Consider the following 16,419-nt stretch of genomic DNA (forward strand, 5'->3'; position numbering starts at 1 on the left):
ATTAGCAGCCTTCTAATTAACCTTCATTTAGAAGTGCTGTTGTTACCAATTTAACTATTCAAAAGGAACAACGGTCTATTTCGCAACGCGGTAACCCAAACATGGATTAGCCTGCCCAACACAAAAAACAATAGGGCAGGTGTTAAATACACCTCTTGTAGTCATCATTAAAATGACAGCTGCAAAGAAACCTCTGGAGTCAGAGTATGTCTGATTTAACCAATAGCGTGAAATCTTCAAACGTAAATGCGGGTCAAGCACACACAGCAAGCAACAAAACGAGTAACACAAACCAGTCTGAATCGACTTCAGACAAATTAGGACTTACCAACCCAGCATTATGGTACAGCGGCGGTTTTATCGCTCTGTTCGTGGCGCTTGCTTTATTTGATGGCGAGCTGCTATCAAGCTTAGTAAATACAGGCTTTGCTTGGTCGGTAAAAGTGTTCGGCCCTTATTGGCAAATGCTTCTTCTTCTGACTTTTCTTATTGGTCTTGGCCTGGCGGCAGGGCGAACAGGCAAGGTTATCCTAGGCGGCATCGCGAAACCTGAAATGGATGGCTTCCGTTGGATGGCAATCATCTTCTGTACGCTACTTGCGGGCGGTGGTGTATTTTGGGCGGCAGCAGAGCCTATCGCACACTACGTTAACCCACCACCGTTGTATGGTGCACAAGAAAACGCACAGCAAGGCGCAGTGAATGCTTTATCACAATCATTCATGCACTGGGGTTTCCTAGCATGGGCTATTGTGGGCAGCTTAACGTCTATCGTGGTTATGCACCTTCACTACGACAAAGGCTTGCCTCTTAAACCTCGTATTTTGCTTTACCCAGTTTTGGGCGAAAGAGCACTGAAAGGCCATACCGGCGCACTGATTGATGCATGTTGTATTGTCGCTGTAGCGGCGGGTACTATCGGTCCGATTGGCTTCTTGGGCTTGCAAGTCAGCTACGCTCTGAATGAACTGTTTGGTATTCCAGATGGCTTCACAACTCAGCTAATCATTATCTTGTTCGCTATCGTGCTTTACACATTGTCGGCATTAAGTGGTCTCAACCGCGGAATGCAAATGCTAAGTCGTTACAACGTAATTTTAGCAATGGCATTGATGATTTACATCCTTATCTTCGGTCCAACGAACTTCATCTTCAATGGCTACATTCAAGGTGTAGGCAGCATGATAGATAACTTCATCCCAATGGCAACATACCGTGGTGATGAAGGTTGGTTAAGCTGGTGGACAGTGTTTTTCTGGGGTTGGTTCTTAGGTTACGGCCCAATGATGGCAATCTTCATCGCTCGTATTTCACGCGGTCGTAGTATTCGCCAATTGGTATCAACCATTAGCCTTATCGCACCGTTTGTAACTTGCTTCTGGTTCACGATTGTTGGTGGCTCTGGTCTTGCGTTCGAAATTGCAGATCCAGGCAGCGTAAGTAAAGCGTTCGAAGGCTTCAACTTACCAGGCGCGCTACTGGCGGTAACTCAGCAGCTACCTATGCCAATGCTTATCTCTATTCTGTTCTTGATCTTAACCACGATCTTCATCGTAACGACCGGTGATTCGATGACTTACACCATCAGTGTGGTAGTCAGTGGTGAGACTGAGCCTAACGCAATTATTCGTACTTTCTGGGGTGTGATGATGGGGGTAACGGCATTGATTCTGATTTCCCTAGGTTCTGGCGGCATTTCAGCGCTGCAATCGTTCATCGTAATCACAGCGGTACCAGTGTCCATAATCTTACTGCCATCGCTCTGGAATGCGCCTCAAATCGCAATCAAGATGGCAAAAGAACAGGGTTTGTAGAAGAGCCGAGTTTATAAAAGAGCAGGGTCTGTAAAGAAAAGAGCCTGCAGAGAAAACGCTCTCTAAAAATGAAAGAGAAACAAGGTGTCAGCCTTTGAAAGAAGGCTGACACAAGATTCCGAAAGGAAGAGGAAACCCGTACTGGTGAAGATACACCGGGCGGCACGTATTTAGGTCAATCGATCTAGTCAGGACAAATAATAAGGGGTGAGTTCACTTACCCCAAATAACGTGAAAGCTAACCAACACACTGTAAAAACGAATGCTTCAAATGATGGCAACGATCGGTTCTGAATGGCTAGCAAAATCCTATAACTATAAGGTGGTGAGCAAAATGGATGCACATCGTTCTACCTACACTGAATCAGCACTACGTGACGCGACTGTCGTCATGGCACCGGAAAGGCTAGGTGCAATGCACCAAACACGTATCAGCTTCGTTAGAACTCTGATTCGTAAAATGGCCCAGCAAGAATGGAAAGTGACGAAACATGAGTGGCAATTAGACGCTCAAGGTTTTGGTCATGTTATCTATAAGCTTGCGACGCCAAACCATGTTTATCATCTGGTTGTTTTCTGCGATGAGATTGCAGATGACGAACGAAATGACCGTGTAATTGCTGAAAAGTGGGACGTAACGTTTGCACTTGTTCTTGGTGATGTTGATGTCACCCTACTTGAAAGACTTCGTGCGAATGTACCGCTTCAAGAAGCCGGCCGTAATCCTAACAATGTGCTTGTTTTAGCGCGTGCAAACAAAAGTGTACGTGTGTTTGAACATATCGTTAGTCACCTGGCTAAAGGTGTTCAACCAACGCCCAAAGAACTGGCTGAAGTAGGCTACATCCTGCGAACCACTGCCGTTTATGGTAATGGCAAATTTGGCATCGCTGATTTTAAAATCTTAGAGAAAAATGAAGATTTCAATCAGTCGTTTAGCGCTCAAATGTGTGCGGTGTATATGCTGCGTGAGTTCAGCTTAGACTGGGTTCATTACCTAGCAGAGCAACAAGGCGGTGAACAAGCGATTACCTTGCATCGAGGATTACAACGTTACCTTGGTGTTGGTAATGCAACTGGTTTAGGCATGGCGCCATACCTTATTAACCACCCTAGTATTGTCGATCAGTGGATGACGACCCGTGAACATGCATTGGCGGGCGTGTTGTCCAGTGAGACTAATACGGCGTTGATCGGGCCACTACGTACCTTAGTTAAAAAAGCGATTTGTCATTTAGAACAAGTCGTTACTATCAATGAAACACAACAAGAGCTGAACAAAGCTGCTGTTGATGATTTGAAGCACACAGAACAATCATTAGAAGCTTCTGTCAGCCTGTGCGATACATGGTCGCAGTTAGTCGAGCAATCTAAGCAAATGAGTATGGAAGCCCAAGAAATCCTTATCTCATGTTTGATGGAATTGTACCCAGAATTAGTGGACGCCCATCAAGAGCAAATGAATTGCAGCGAAACACTGTCGCTTCCTAGCGGCAAAAAGATTCAAGACCTTCTGGTTGTACTAGAAGAAAAGTACCGTTGGGCGATCACGACCGACTTTACTAAAGCAGAAAACAACTACTGGTTCTGGTATCGCTCTCAAGACAAAGAAGAGCCAAGGCTCGGAGTTCGAGGCGAAGAGTTGGGTGAAGAGCGTGAACTGCCGTTGGATATTGGCCGTCAAGCTTATCGTTTGTACCATGCTTTATTGCAATTTGCGCCTGAGCTTTCATTGGCCGAATTCCTTGTTAAACAGCCGCAACACCGTGCAATTGCGCGCCGTGTGTGGACGCTAGGTAACAAAGCGATGGGCGACATTCAAATGAATGTGCTGCATCAAGATTCGCCACCAATGCACTTACTGCGTTGTAAGCTAGCAATGTTTGGTGCGACTAAATTTGATCCTCGCTCAGATCGTTGGGTACGAGTGACGTTTTTCCAAGGTGCGCCACTGCTTGATGAAATTCATCAGGACGAATGGGTGTTCCCAGTCTTACCAAGTGAAGCACCAAGTGAAGCGGAGCTCGCTGACTCAAATCAAGTTCCTACACATATCAACGCTCAACATGGAGGTAAATCGTTATGATCGTTTCTCACAATGAACTGGTAGCGGCCGTTAATAAAGCCTTTTTGGGTATGCGTCGTACATGTGGTGAAGCCGATGTGATAGCGAACATGGTGGCAGATTTACAGATGGTTGGCTTGGATGGTGTTCGTCATTTTAATAATGCGAGCAACTTTATGGGGTTAGAAGACGATTGCCCTGTAGACATTCAAGTGCGCAGCGATAACACTGTTGAAGTCGACCTGCACAAGGCGAGCTTAGCGTGTCACCTTCCTGTGGTTATCGATTACGCCATTGAAAAAATGGTCGGTAAAAAGACGCTGAAAATTGAGTTAAATAATTGCCACAACCGTTGGTTGGCGTACAGCGAGCTTGTAAAGTTAGCTGCGAAAGGTATTGCGTGCATGGCACGTTGGGATAACGGTTCTAACCCTAAGAGCACTTTGTATGTTCTTAATCGTGGTTGCGTTGCTCCGGAACTGTTTTTATCAGATTTGCCACTGGCATCGTACGAACATATCCACAATATGACCATCGAACTTTCCGTCCAGGATTTCGATATCGAACGTTTGTCAGATGGCTACCAAACACACATTGAATCAGAAGCGCTTTTTAAAACTCAAGAGAAAGCGTGGAACGATGGCATTGAGGTTGATGATGGGGAGTGGGCAGCACTGAAAGAGACTGCTACCGCAATTTTAGTTCAGAGCAGCGAACGTTCGACTCAAGGTGCAGGTGAACTGACGGCTTCGTAGTCGCTAGATTTAATAGGTTCATTAGAACTAACAGGTTCATTAGAACTAACAGGTTCGATAGATTATCAGCGAGTAAGCTAGTTAGTTTATCAAAACAGATAAAACCAAAGAGCTTAACGTATCCTCACCTCGTTAAGCTCTTTTTATTTGTCCCTCTTTTTTTGCTTCACTCTTTTGATCTCTCGCTGGATTTACCTATTCTAAATTGACTGTTTTGACACACGTTGTTACCCGTTGAGAGGTAATTGAACAATTAAACGAAGCACCTTCACATTCATGTTAAACAAACGGTTTCTTTTACAAGCCACTATGCGTATCTTGCTAATTCTAGGTGCCAACGGGCGCCATTTTTATTCGTACCGATGACATTAGAATCAGATAAAAGGAATGAAGCGTGCAAGCTAACTTTATTGATGGAACCACCCTGTATCGTCAGCACTCTTTTGAGTTGCCACTCGATTACCAAGCCAAAGATGGACAACAGATCCAAGTCTTCGCACGTGAGCTGGTTGATCTCGCTAAAGATGCGCAAGAGCTGCCGTGGCTTATCTACTTTCAGGGCGGCCCAGGCTTTCCATCTCCACGAGTGAGCGGTCAATCAGGTTGGCTAAAGCGTGCATTACAAAACTATCGTGTTCTGCTTCTTGACCAACGTGGTACTGGCAATAGCACGGTGATCAGCCATGAAACATTGGCCCATCTGTCTCCAGAACAACAAGTCGAATATTTAACGCATTTCAGAGCGGATAACATTGTTCGTGACGCCGAAGCGATTCGTGAGCAATTCGGTGTTAAACAATGGTCGACGATTGGTCAAAGCTTCGGTGGCTTCTGTACACTGAGCTATTTGTCACTGTTTCCACAGAGCTTGCAGCGCTGTTATGTGACGGGCGGCATTCCGTCTATTGAGCGCGAAGCTGACGATGTTTATCGTGCGACTTACAAGCGTGTAGAAGACAAAAACAGAGCCTTTTTTGCTCAGTTCCCACTAGCACAAGCTATGTGTCGTGAGATCTCTGATTACCTGCTTAACAATGATGTGAGACTGCCAAACGGTCAGGTGTTTACCGTTGAACAGTTCCAGCTTATTGGCATTAATCTTGGTGGCGGCGAAGCGAACCTTCCTATGTACTTCACACTGGAAAGTGCGTTTGTTGAAGTGAATGGTCAAAAGCAGTTGAGCTACAGCTTCTTAAATCAAATGCAGCAAGAGCAGGGCTACCTAACGAACCCAATCTACGCTATTTTGCATGAATCGATTTACTGCCAAGGTGCAGCGTCTAACTGGTCTGCACACCGAGTACGCGAGCAGTACCCACACTTTAACTACCAATCGGGTTGCGAGTTCTGGTTTACCGGAGAAATGGTGTACCCATGGATGTTCGACCAACTAGAAACGTTGAAGCCATTACGCGAAGCGGCAAACATGTTGGCCGAGAAGTCGGACTGGGGCACCTTGTACAACGCAGAACAGCTGAGTAAGAATACGGTTCCAATGGCGTGTGCGGTTTACGCGGATGACATGTACGTTGAGCTGGATTACAGCCGCGAAACGCTGGAGAACATTCCAAACTCAAAAGCGTGGATTACCAACGAGTATGAGCACAATGGTTTGAGAATGGATGGTGAACGAATTGTCGATAAGTTAATGACGATGGTTGATGCGTTAGAGAACCTGCCAAAATAATCAAACTCTCTGCGTAGGTTATCTACGTTAGAAGCTATCTATGTTAGAAGCTATCTACGAAAATTATGTACGTTAGAGGCTATCTACGCTAGAAACAAGGAAACGCTGCATCCGTGCAGCGTTTTTTTTATGTCATCGAACTATTCGATTTAAGGAACTAGGAGGGGTAGCCCTTGAAGCCATTAAGGTTGGATGACGATATCTTGATTTTCGGTGGTCGATAAGCTGGCGCGGTTTTGTTCGATAAGTTGAGCCGCATAAGAGGGAGTCACAGCTTGAACTTCGCCCTTGGAACGAATAGTTAGTGCTTCCCACGCATGATCACGGTATTTGCCTGTTTGTGTATATTCAATAAGTACTCTCATGATTCTTCAATCCGATGTGTGGTTAACGTGCTACTAACATTAGCGCCATTGTTGAGGTTGCACACCTGTTAAAAATGGAACATAAGATTAACCAAATGAGAATGCGTGTAACTTGAAAAACAGACCTTATTGAACTGATCTTAACTAACAGTATTTATCGTACCTAACTGCATTTATCGTACCTAACTGCATTCATCGTAACCAACGGTACTTATCGTAAATGGCATCCATAAAAAACGCTGCACAGTGGCAGCGTTAAAGTTGAGAGCGGTTGAAGATTACTTAGCTGTTTTCTAAGCCAACAATCTTGCGTGCAGACATCACTGCGCTATCCAAATCGGTCAATCTACCAGCACTTGCTGGACCAAGAACTGATGAATACAAAGCCAACTGCTTCTCAAATGATAAATCTAATTGGTTATATAGATTTTGGCGGATTTGAGCGTGTTGCTGTGGCTTTGCGCTCGACAGACCTTCCAATGTATCGTAGATGAGTGTAGTTGTATCCATATCTGTCCTCTGCTGCACCTTTATAAAATTTTGCGTATTATGCACCTGGTACTGTATTTGTTCTGCGAGATTGATCGCATTGTGTGCAGCTCTGCTTAATTGTGTAATCAGTTAGTTATAATTGTGTTGTGGTCTCAATCGTTTAGAGTGTCGGCTTGATAACAAAGAAAAGGAGACACGCTGGTCTCCTTTTAATTGATTAAGCCGTGATAGAAGTAACGTATTGTTGCTGCTTACCGAGTAAATTGAATACGTACAGAACCTAGCGAATGTTAATGTTCTTATCTCGACTTTCGTACATTTCAGGTGTGGTGTGTAACCCTCCAGCGTAACCTGCAGCTTCAAGAGTTTCTCTTACCTCTCGAACGTGCTCTGCCGTTACTGGTTCCTCTCTATCTCCAAGGTGCAATCGCACGAAGGTGATCAACTCAGCCAATCTTTGATCCGACAGCACATCTTCAAAGCTTGCCATTGGCATGAAGTTTCTGTCTTTGTCGAGATAGGTGGGTTGTAGGCCACGCACAGTTACTGCGATGGTGTTGAATGGATCGCTGTGCATGATGATGCCGTTATTCAACAGAGTAGGGGCGATAGGGTCACGTCCCTTACCATCGTCACCATGACAGGCTCCACATGTCTGGCGATACGTGGTGTAAATGTCAGTCGCGTAAGAGTCTTCGTCAAACCCTTTGGGCTGCAACGGAACGGCGTCACTGCTAATGGTGTTGTTGATGTCACCGCTGAGTAGGTAGTAGGACATCGACTCGATATCTTCACGCGTCATCAAGCTTAGGCTGTTTTTCACTACGTCTGCCATGCCCGCAAAAGCAGTCCCTTTGTCTGAGTGACCCGTGTGTAAGAAATCGGTGAGTGTCGCTTCATCCCAACCATCGATGTACAGCTCATTGGCCGTGATATCGGGCGCATTCCAACCGTCAATCAAGTTACCTTGGAAAATACGTTCTGGTATCAGCGCTTGGGCAATGTTTCGTGGCGTGTGGCACTCAGAACAGTGGCCAAGGCCAGCCACCCAGTATTTCCCTTGCTGCCATTTCTCGACGTTTTCGACTTCCGTTTTAAGCTCTTCAGGCACTTGGTAGTCGATCGGGTCGGTATCCATAAAGACGATGTTCCAGCCAAGCAAACCTAAGCGAATGTTCGATGGGAACATCATGCTGTTGTCGTCATTGCGACGAGGCACCGCGGTGATTGACTGCATGTATTCCCACAAGTCGACCATGTCTTGGTCGGTGAGGTATTGATAAGAGGTGTACGGCATAGCAGGGTATAGATAACCGTTCTTACCCTTGCCGGCGACTAATGCAGCTCGGAAGTCCTCAAAGTCGTAAGTCCCAATACCTTCCGTTGTGTGTGGCGTAATATTGGTTGAATAAACGGTACCAAAAGGGGTCACAAAAGGCAGCCCACCAGCAAAAGGTTCGCCACCTTCGGCACTATGACACGCAACGCAGTCACCGGCATAAGCGAGATATTCACCACGTTCAACAGACTGAGCTTCTAGATTCGCGAGTCTTTGCTGTTGCTCTGAGCCCGCGTGTCGAATGTAAGCACCCAGTGCGAGTATCTCGTTTTCCGTAAGCTGTTTATCAAACGCAGGCATCAGGTTGTTCAAGCCTTTGTTGATAGTGTGCTGAATCTCTTCAATACTGCCGCCATGCAGCCAAATATCGTCGGAAAGATCAGGGACGCCGATCGCCGGATTCGCGATAGAACCATCGGCGTGACAAGATGAACAATATTTTGCAAACAGCTCTTTGCCGACTTTAACTTTTACTTCTGGAACATCGGTATGGCGTTGATTGAGCGAAGCTAAGTAGTAAGAAACCTTAGCCACTTCATCGGGGCGCATTATCTCGCTCCAACCCGGCATCGCGCCATTTCGCCCTTTGGCGATCGAATGAATGATCGCTTCATCACTACCACCATATAGCCATTCTTGGTCAATAAGGTTAGGGAAGTGTTTCTGACCTTGAGCGTTGTCGCGGTGACAAGCCGCGCAGTGAGTTTGGAACAAGATTTGTCCGCTGTTTACTATTTCGGGTATGCCAGACAATCCTTCGAGGGTGTTTTCCGTTGTTTGAGAGAATTGCTCGTTTAACGTTGTGCTGGGTGAGCTGAGTTTGTCGTCACTTTGCTTCCAATCGACTAACCCTTCCCATTCACCAAGCCCGGGGTAGAGCACCAAATAGCCAGCAGACAATAGAAAGGCAATAGCATAGCTGACAAAGAGTAGTTTTGGCGGTGGCGCATCTTTTTCTTCAATGCCATCAAAAGTACCAAGGGTGTGGTCTTGATCGGCTTGGTGATTGCTACGCCAATATTTAACGACAACAGACACCATAAGAACGAAAAAGATTAAGGTTAAAATTACCGCCCATAGATTCCAAAATGCACTCATTGTGATACCTCCTGTGACGTATCTTTACCAAGGCTTTGTAGATAGCGGATCAGAGCTTCACCTTTGGTTTTCCCTCTTACTTGTAATCGGGCGTCACCTATTTCTTGGTCAGTATAAGGAACGCCAAGTATGCGGAGGGTTTCCATTTTGTCGCTTATGTCGTCGCCAGACAGAGTCTGTTCAAATAACCAAGGGTAGGCGGGCATGATCGATGTCGGTACGACTTTTCGAGGATCAATTAAGTGAATAGCATGCCACTGGTCAGAATACTTTCTTCCTAAGTTAGTGAGGTCCGGACCTGTACGCTTAGAACCCCACAAGTTAGGAAATTCGTAGATGTCGTCTGCTTCTTTGTTTGGGCGACCATTACGTTTCACTTCAGGCTCTAGAGGACGAACCATTTGGGTGTGACACACATGGCAGCCTTCACTGATGTATATGTCTCGGCCTGCTAACTCTATCGGTGTGAGTGGCATCGCTAAGCTGCCTTTGGCAATATCGTCTCCACGGACAATGCTAGGCACTACCCAAACCAACAGAGAGAAGGAAGCGACGACAACGGTGGTCAAAATTAAAATGACGATTGAATGTGTAAAGTCTTTACTCATCATTTAAGCTCCCTCATTAACGGCGTGTTTAGCGTTATGTACTACTGGCATACGAACGGTTTTAAATAAGTTAAATGCCATTAGGAATAAACCCAGAACAAACAGTGCACCACCAAAGAATCGTAAGAACAACCAAGGTGCTTTAAAGTCCATAGCCTCTACAAAGCTATATATCAGTTCGCCATTTTCATTTTGAGCGAGCCACATATAACCTTCACCGATACCCGCAACCCAAAGCGCAATCGCATAAATGGCGACGCCAGCATGAGCAAGCCAGAAGTGCCACTTAATCAGTCGTCGTGACCAAAGATCGGTTTGGCCCCATAAGCGCGGAATGAAATAGTAAAAAACCGCTATCCCTGACATTCCCACCCATCCGAGTGCTGCGGAATGTACGTGGCCGATTATCCATTCGGTGTTGTGTGCCACCATGTTGAACCAGCGAATAGCAAGTAGCGGGCCTTCGAATGTTGCCAAGCAGTAGTAAAGAACCGCTGAGAAAAAGAATAAAAGAATGTAGTCGGACTTCAGCTTTTCTTTGTTTTGTAGAAGGGTCATTGCGCTATTAAACGCACCGGCCCAAGAAGGGAGCCACAGGATCAATGACATCACGATTCCGATGTTCTGAATCCAGATGGGAACGGAAGAGTAGACTAAGTGGTGCGTTCCGGCCCATGTGTAAAAGCCGACCAAGCTCCAGAAATGGATCACAGACAAACGGTATGAGTAGATAGGTCGGTCCGCCGCTTTAGGTATGAAATAGTAGTTCATACCAATCACACCTGCGGTCAGTAAGAAACCAACGGCATTATGTCCCCACCACCATTGAACAATCGCATCTTGAGCACCTGCGAATACGGAGTAGGACTTCATGGCCGAGACCGGCATCGCAAGATTGTTCACAATGAAAATCATGGCAACAACGATAATGAAAGCAGCGAAAAACCAGTTAGCCACAAAGATGTGGCTCACCTTACGCTTGGCTAGGGTGCCAAAGAACAACACTGCATAGAGCACCCACACCAGTACAATCATTAAATCGATTGGCCATTCAAGTTCCGCATACTCTTTTGAGCTAGTGTGGCCCCCAGGCAAGGAGATGACTGCGAACAGTAGAATAAGTTGCCACCCCCAAAAGACCATCCACGACAGGCTTTTATTGAACAGCTCGCAATGGCCAGTTCGTTGGGCAATATAGAGTGAAGTCCCCATTAAAATGTTCACCACAAACCCATAAATAACGCCTGAGGTATGCAGAGGGCGAAGACGACCAAATTGGAAATATTGAGAATCGAAATTGAGCACAGGCCAATACAATTGAGCGGCGAGGATCACGCCGATGATCATACCCACAATCGCCCAGATTAAAGAGGCGATGATAAAGTATCTCACGACCTTGATGCTGTACTGCGTTGTCACTTGTTCCATAACAAGGCTCCTTGCCTACAGTTTTGAATTGCTGTCTGTTTTTGAGTCGCTAACTGAACTTGAATCCTTGCCGAGCATTGAATAGAAGTAGGAGATATCTCGGATGTCTTGATCTGAAAGTGTGTCAGCTTGTTGCTGCATGAGAATCGCCAAACCACTGGTTCTTTCCCTTGTCTGATAATCTTTCAGTGAGGAAATGAGATACCCTATTTTTTGGCCTCGAAGGTTTGGGTAGGGATCTTGAGTTGAGATACCATCAACGCCATGACAAGTCATACACACCTTGGCTTTTTGTTTTCCTAACTCGAACTGCTCGTCGTTGGATTCTGCGTAAACTGGATTCATGACAGCCGTCATTAGCAGAATGGAAAGTGCGGTTATGGGGTTAAACTTTTGCTTATTTAATCTCATTACGTATTCCCTTATTGAAGAAAAGAGCGAGTGCTTGATGACCCTCAGAAAACAATCACCTTGGTGTAAAGGTTATGCATGCATAAGCGTTCTCGCTACTTAGTGACTCATATTTATTGTCAATTTTGTTAGTCAGTACGTATTCAGTGGCAAGATTGGATTACTCATTGCCTTTAAAAAGCGGGGATTACTTGTATGAACGCTAATTAAAGTCTTATTGAGATAAGGGGAAGGTGTTGTTCGCACTTGGTTACAGGAATGAAACATTATTTGAGAAAGATTCGAACTGCATCATTGAGAAAATAGGCAATGTCTCAGCAAGTCAAATGACCAATATGAACTAGACTCAAATTAGTGACCTTTTAAAATGGAGTTTAAAATGAGAGCTGCACTTCTGTTTATACTTTCACTGTGTTCATTTTCTATTTTTGCAGCATCGGAACTGACAATATTCGATCACTTAGGGCAAAAGCATCAATTCAGTCGAGAACAGCTGTTATTGCTTCCTCAAAAAGAAATCACCACGTCATTACCTTGGCTGGATGGTGAATTGGTTTATAGTGGTGTGGCCTTACAAACGGTGCTTGAAACTATGGATTTACCCATGGCCTCGCAGGTAACTTTTGTTGCACTAAACGACTATAAAATAGCGGTGCCCAAAGAAGACTTTGACGACTACCAGCCGATCATTGCGATTAAACAGAATGGCCAATTTATGTCAGTCAGAGAAAAAGGTCCGTACTGGTTGATATATCCACTTTCTTCGACTCCAGACATTGATAACACTGACTTCCATGCCAAGATGATCTGGCAGATACGCGATATTCATTTGTAAGGACTTAGTATGAAAAAGCTGTTGTCATTGACTGCAATTAAAGTCGTCGTGTTATCTTTAGCGGCAGTGGTACTCACCATTAATATCTACAGTGTGACCCGCATTAACGATATCAATAAGAGTTTTTCCACCCGACAAAATGAGGCAACGTGGTTCGTTTTTCAATTGGTGAAAGAATACGCCAATTTCTTGATGGTAAGCCGTTCTGAAACTATTGATTATGATGAGTTATGGTTAGCGTACGATATTACGTGGAGCCGTTTTGACATATTAATTAACAGTACTGAGTCCTCCAATTTCATCAAGTCAGCAAACTTTAAACCTTATTTTAGTGCGGAATTTGATAAATTTAAGAGCTTGGAATCCTCAATTAAACTGGTGAGCCAAGGGTTGTTGCCCAAGGAATCTCTGCAGAAAAAAGTCGATATTTGCTACCACACACTCGTCGATTTTATTAATGACAAGTTTCGATTACAAAGCCCTGTGATTGAAGAAAACACCTCAATGGTTGATAACTTGGTTACCGTTCATCGGATCAGTAGCGTTTTTCTTGTTGGCATCTTGTTATTGACTGGGATTATTTTTCATATGGATTTTTCTATTAAAAGAAAGCTCTACTCTACGGATTTTATTACAGGATTTCGCAATCGAATTTCGTTGATGAAATTTGTTAAGAATAGCTACTCGAAGGACAAAAACTTTGATCTCTATTTTGTCCGAATCAGAAATCTTACCGAGATTAATCAAAAATATGGCCTTGAATATGGGGACCTTGTGGTGAGCTCGGCTGCTAAGTCTTTGACCACCAAGATCCCTGAAAGCACCATTTCATTCCGAAGCAGTGGAAGCCAGTTCTTATTCTTCATTCCTGATCATTTGTACGCGAGTGACGAAATTCAGGACAAGTTTAACGATGTGCTTAGTGATTACATCCCTGCAGGTAACTTAGAGTTAATGATTGACGCCGTAGTGAGGCACAAGAAGAACATAAGCTCTAAAGACATGATGGAACTGTTGACCTCGATGCAAGGCTAAGCCTCTACAAGGTTTGGTCGTGGTTATTAAGTAGTCATGCTTTCGGAATACGACTACTGTTTCTGATTGAGTGCCACAATCCTTTCGTTAGAGCTTGGTTCTAAAAGGGCTTGCTGATCCAGAATAGTCTGCGGATTGTGGTCACGAACAAATTCAATGAACTCAATGTAAGTGAGTGGTTGGCTGAAAAAATACCCCTGTATTAGGTCGCAGTTGGCTTTTTTAAGGTGATGATATTGTTCGAGAGACTCGACACCTTCACCAACAACGAAGGTGTCACAAGAGTGCCCTAAGTTAACCATGGATTCGACCATCTTTCGGTCAGCTTTGTCGTCGACGATATTATCGATAAAGCTTTTATCAATTTTAAGCTCATCGACAGGGTAGTGAAGAAGTTGGTTAAAAGCTGTATAGCCTGTACCGAAATCGTCAAGAGACACTTTTAAACCTAAGCTCCTGATACTTTCGATAGTCTGCACTGTAAGTTTACTGCTTTTAACGTAACTGGTTTCGGTAATTTCTATAATGATGTTGGCTGGTGGTACTTGATAACGCTCGATTACCTTTCGAATATTGTCGGCAAAGTTACGATTGTAAAGTTCCATTGCTGATATATTTATTGATAAGCTACCTGTGTACTTGTGAATTTCAGAGAGCTCTTTATAGCTTTTTATTGCGGTACTAATGACCCACATGTCGAGTTTGGATATCAAGTTACTTCTTTCGGCGACCGGAATAAACTCATCCGGGCCAGCCTTTATATCAAATAGAGCAGGGCAGCGAATCAGACATTCTGCTCCGTCAATCTGAAGTGTCTTAGCATTGAAAATAGGCATAAAGCGAAGTTCAAAGTTGTCGCTTTCACAACACTCCAATAGCCTTTTTTCGATAACGTCATGTCTTTCTAGTGAATGAAGTAGTTCTTCGCCGTAAACGATTCGGCTTTCTCCATCACTGTGCGCTTTGGCATTAATCAGCATCTCATCGATGCATCGGTGCCATATCTCCTCGAACTTAGGGGTATCGACGGGTAGTACACCTGTTGCAATTGAAAGCCTGAAACCATAGTAATCGAGGAAAGTCGTGCCTGTTAGGGTGTTGTTAATGTTCTCAATTTCTTCGTTTATTGATTGGTGCTCACCCATTTCCAATATGGCAATGAATTGGTTTCCTCCTAGCCTTGCAACTGAATAGTCGCTGCAACTGAAGCCGAAAGAGGATTGTTGATTCTGCAGGGTTTCTCTTAGTGTTTTGGCCAGACTAACGAGTACATTGTCACCTACTTTTGCACCATATAAGTCATTGATTTTACGGAAATCGATAATGTCCCAGCAAACCAGATAGCAATGAGGGCTTATCGAGCTTTTTAGACGCACATCGAGGTGTCGGATGAACGAGCGTCGGTTGGCTAATTTAGTTAATTGATCAAATTCAGCTTCGAACTTTAATTCCGTGAGTGAATCAATGTAAGCGTTCTTCAAACCATCAATTTCACTGTGCCCGGATGAACGCTTGAAATACCTCAGTTTAAGTCCGCCAATCGATATCTCGTGTAGTAGCTCTCTGAGTGGACGTACTAATTGGTAGCGCACCACCATGTGTACGATGAGCATAATAATGAATAGTGTCGTCAAACTGCCAAGTAAGGTCTGCTTAGCAATGATAGATTTTTCCTGATTGAATTTTTTTTCGCGAATATTAACTTGAGCGAGGAAGTGACGGCTGTTCATCTCAACTTTGATTCTGTCTTTGGTTTGTTCAAACGATTTGATAACAAACTGCGTATTCTCTATGTGTGCAGTATTCGATGATGGCTCAATCAGAAGCTGCATATTGTCATCATCGTTGTATTTTATTAGTAAGTTGGATAGTTGTTTTAATGGACCATCTGCAATCAGTATGTATCGATTTAAGCTGTCGTTTGCGCGTTTGTCTTGTGGGAGCAAGTAAGGGTCGATTGCAATAACGTAAGCGTATCTAAGTTCACCACTCACAGAGATATATGAGAAGCCTTTATGAGACAGCTCGTTTTTATTGATTAACGAGGTATAGATATCGAAGATTTTTTCATAGATGTTATCGGGGATTTTTAACCCTTCGAAAGGGTCTGCTCGTAACGTAGATAGCGTTAACTGGAACTTAGGGTCAACGATATAGATGTTACGTTGACCAAACTGGTTAACGTGACTTTGGTTTAAGACGCGAAGCACTCTTTTTTCCAGCAGGGACAAGGTTGTGTAGTCACTAGGGTTTTGAATATATCGCAAGAACTGTAGCGATGAACCAATATCTTTTACAAGCAAAGATAAACCAAGTTGCTCGTACTCAGCGACAACTAGCGCTGTGTTTATGTCGGATTGCACCTCGTCTAAGTACATGTGTTTCGCATGGTTGGAGGCTAAGTTGTAAGTAACCATTCCGCCTATTGCAAATACGAACAATAAAGTAGGAATGAGCACAAAGTAGAGCTTCTTTAATACTGGCATT

The 16,419-nt window shown here is 44.3% G+C and carries 13 protein-coding genes; 6 read left to right on the forward strand and 7 right to left on the reverse strand.

What is annotated here, in order from left to right:
* Positions 1–206: 206 nt before the first annotated feature.
* The 4 genes from AB4180_RS13500 (at position 207) to AB4180_RS13515 (ending at position 6,321) form a co-directional block, all read left to right on the forward strand.
* Complete coding sequence (locus AB4180_RS13500) at positions 207–1,814, forward strand: BCCT family transporter (RefSeq protein WP_017098973.1); 1,608 nt, start codon at positions 207–209, stop codon at positions 1,812–1,814.
* Between the two features lie 271 nt (positions 1,815–2,085).
* Positions 2,086–3,900 (forward strand): hypothetical protein, encoded by a 1,815-nt coding sequence (locus AB4180_RS13505; protein ID WP_032500600.1) that lies wholly within the window; start codon positions 2,086–2,088, stop codon positions 3,898–3,900.
* Entirely contained in the window at positions 3,897–4,634 is a 738-nt protein-coding gene (locus AB4180_RS13510; RefSeq protein ID WP_012600771.1) for a DUF3726 domain-containing protein, read from the forward strand. Before AB4180_RS13505 ends, AB4180_RS13510 begins: the two co-directional genes overlap by 4 nt.
* 394 nt (positions 4,635–5,028) lie before the next feature.
* Positions 5,029–6,321 carry an alpha/beta fold hydrolase gene (locus AB4180_RS13515; protein ID WP_017102585.1) on the forward strand — a complete coding sequence of 431 codons (1,293 nt, stop codon included), beginning with the start codon at positions 5,029–5,031 and terminating at the stop codon, positions 6,319–6,321.
* Positions 6,322–6,503: 182 nt separating this feature from the next.
* Here AB4180_RS13515 and AB4180_RS13520 read toward each other — a convergent pair whose 3' ends face one another.
* The 6 genes from AB4180_RS13520 to AB4180_RS13545 all read right to left on the reverse strand — a co-directional run bounded on the left by AB4180_RS13520 (position 6,504) and on the right by AB4180_RS13545 (position 12,062).
* Entirely contained in the window at positions 6,504–6,686 is a 183-nt protein-coding gene (locus AB4180_RS13520; RefSeq protein ID WP_017102586.1) for a hypothetical protein, read from the reverse strand.
* Positions 6,687–6,968: 282 nt separating this feature from the next.
* Positions 6,969–7,196, reverse strand: coding sequence for a PAS factor family protein (locus AB4180_RS13525; RefSeq protein WP_004730426.1), 228 nt, complete (start codon positions 7,194–7,196; stop codon positions 6,969–6,971).
* 262 nt (positions 7,197–7,458) lie between these two features.
* The gene (locus AB4180_RS13530) at positions 7,459–9,615 is read right to left on the reverse strand and encodes a cytochrome c (protein WP_017102587.1); all 2,157 of its coding nucleotides are present in this window, start codon (positions 9,613–9,615) and stop codon (positions 7,459–7,461) included.
* Positions 9,612–10,226, reverse strand: a complete 615-nt coding sequence (locus AB4180_RS13535; protein ID WP_009844942.1) for a cbb3-type cytochrome c oxidase subunit II — start codon at positions 10,224–10,226, stop codon at positions 9,612–9,614. The genes AB4180_RS13530 and AB4180_RS13535 overlap by 4 nt, the downstream gene beginning before the upstream one ends.
* Entirely contained in the window at positions 10,227–11,651 is a 1,425-nt protein-coding gene (gene ccoN, locus AB4180_RS13540) for a cytochrome-c oxidase, cbb3-type subunit I (protein WP_102249215.1), read from the reverse strand.
* Between the two features lie 15 nt (positions 11,652–11,666).
* Positions 11,667–12,062, reverse strand: a complete 396-nt coding sequence (locus AB4180_RS13545) for a cytochrome c (protein WP_012600766.1) — start codon at positions 12,060–12,062, stop codon at positions 11,667–11,669.
* A 367-nt stretch (positions 12,063–12,429) separates the two neighbouring features.
* On the opposite strand from AB4180_RS13545, the gene AB4180_RS13550 reads away from it, so the two are divergent.
* Both AB4180_RS13550 and AB4180_RS13555 read left to right on the forward strand, forming a co-directional pair.
* Positions 12,430–12,897 carry a hypothetical protein gene (locus AB4180_RS13550; RefSeq protein ID WP_012600765.1) on the forward strand — a complete coding sequence of 156 codons (468 nt, stop codon included), beginning with the start codon at positions 12,430–12,432 and terminating at the stop codon, positions 12,895–12,897.
* 9 nt (positions 12,898–12,906) lie between these two features.
* Complete coding sequence (locus AB4180_RS13555; protein WP_017102589.1) at positions 12,907–13,932, forward strand: diguanylate cyclase domain-containing protein; 1,026 nt, start codon at positions 12,907–12,909, stop codon at positions 13,930–13,932.
* 53 nt (positions 13,933–13,985) lie between these two features.
* Here the strand turns inward: AB4180_RS13555 and AB4180_RS13560 are convergent, their stop codons facing one another.
* Positions 13,986–16,418, reverse strand: a complete 2,433-nt coding sequence (locus AB4180_RS13560; protein ID WP_102249216.1) for a bifunctional diguanylate cyclase/phosphodiesterase — start codon at positions 16,416–16,418, stop codon at positions 13,986–13,988.
* Position 16,419: the final 1 nt, after the last annotated feature.

The organism is Vibrio sp. 10N.286.49.C3, assembly GCF_041469545.1.
Classification (GTDB): Bacteria; Pseudomonadota; Gammaproteobacteria; order Enterobacterales; family Vibrionaceae; genus Vibrio; species Vibrio tasmaniensis_A.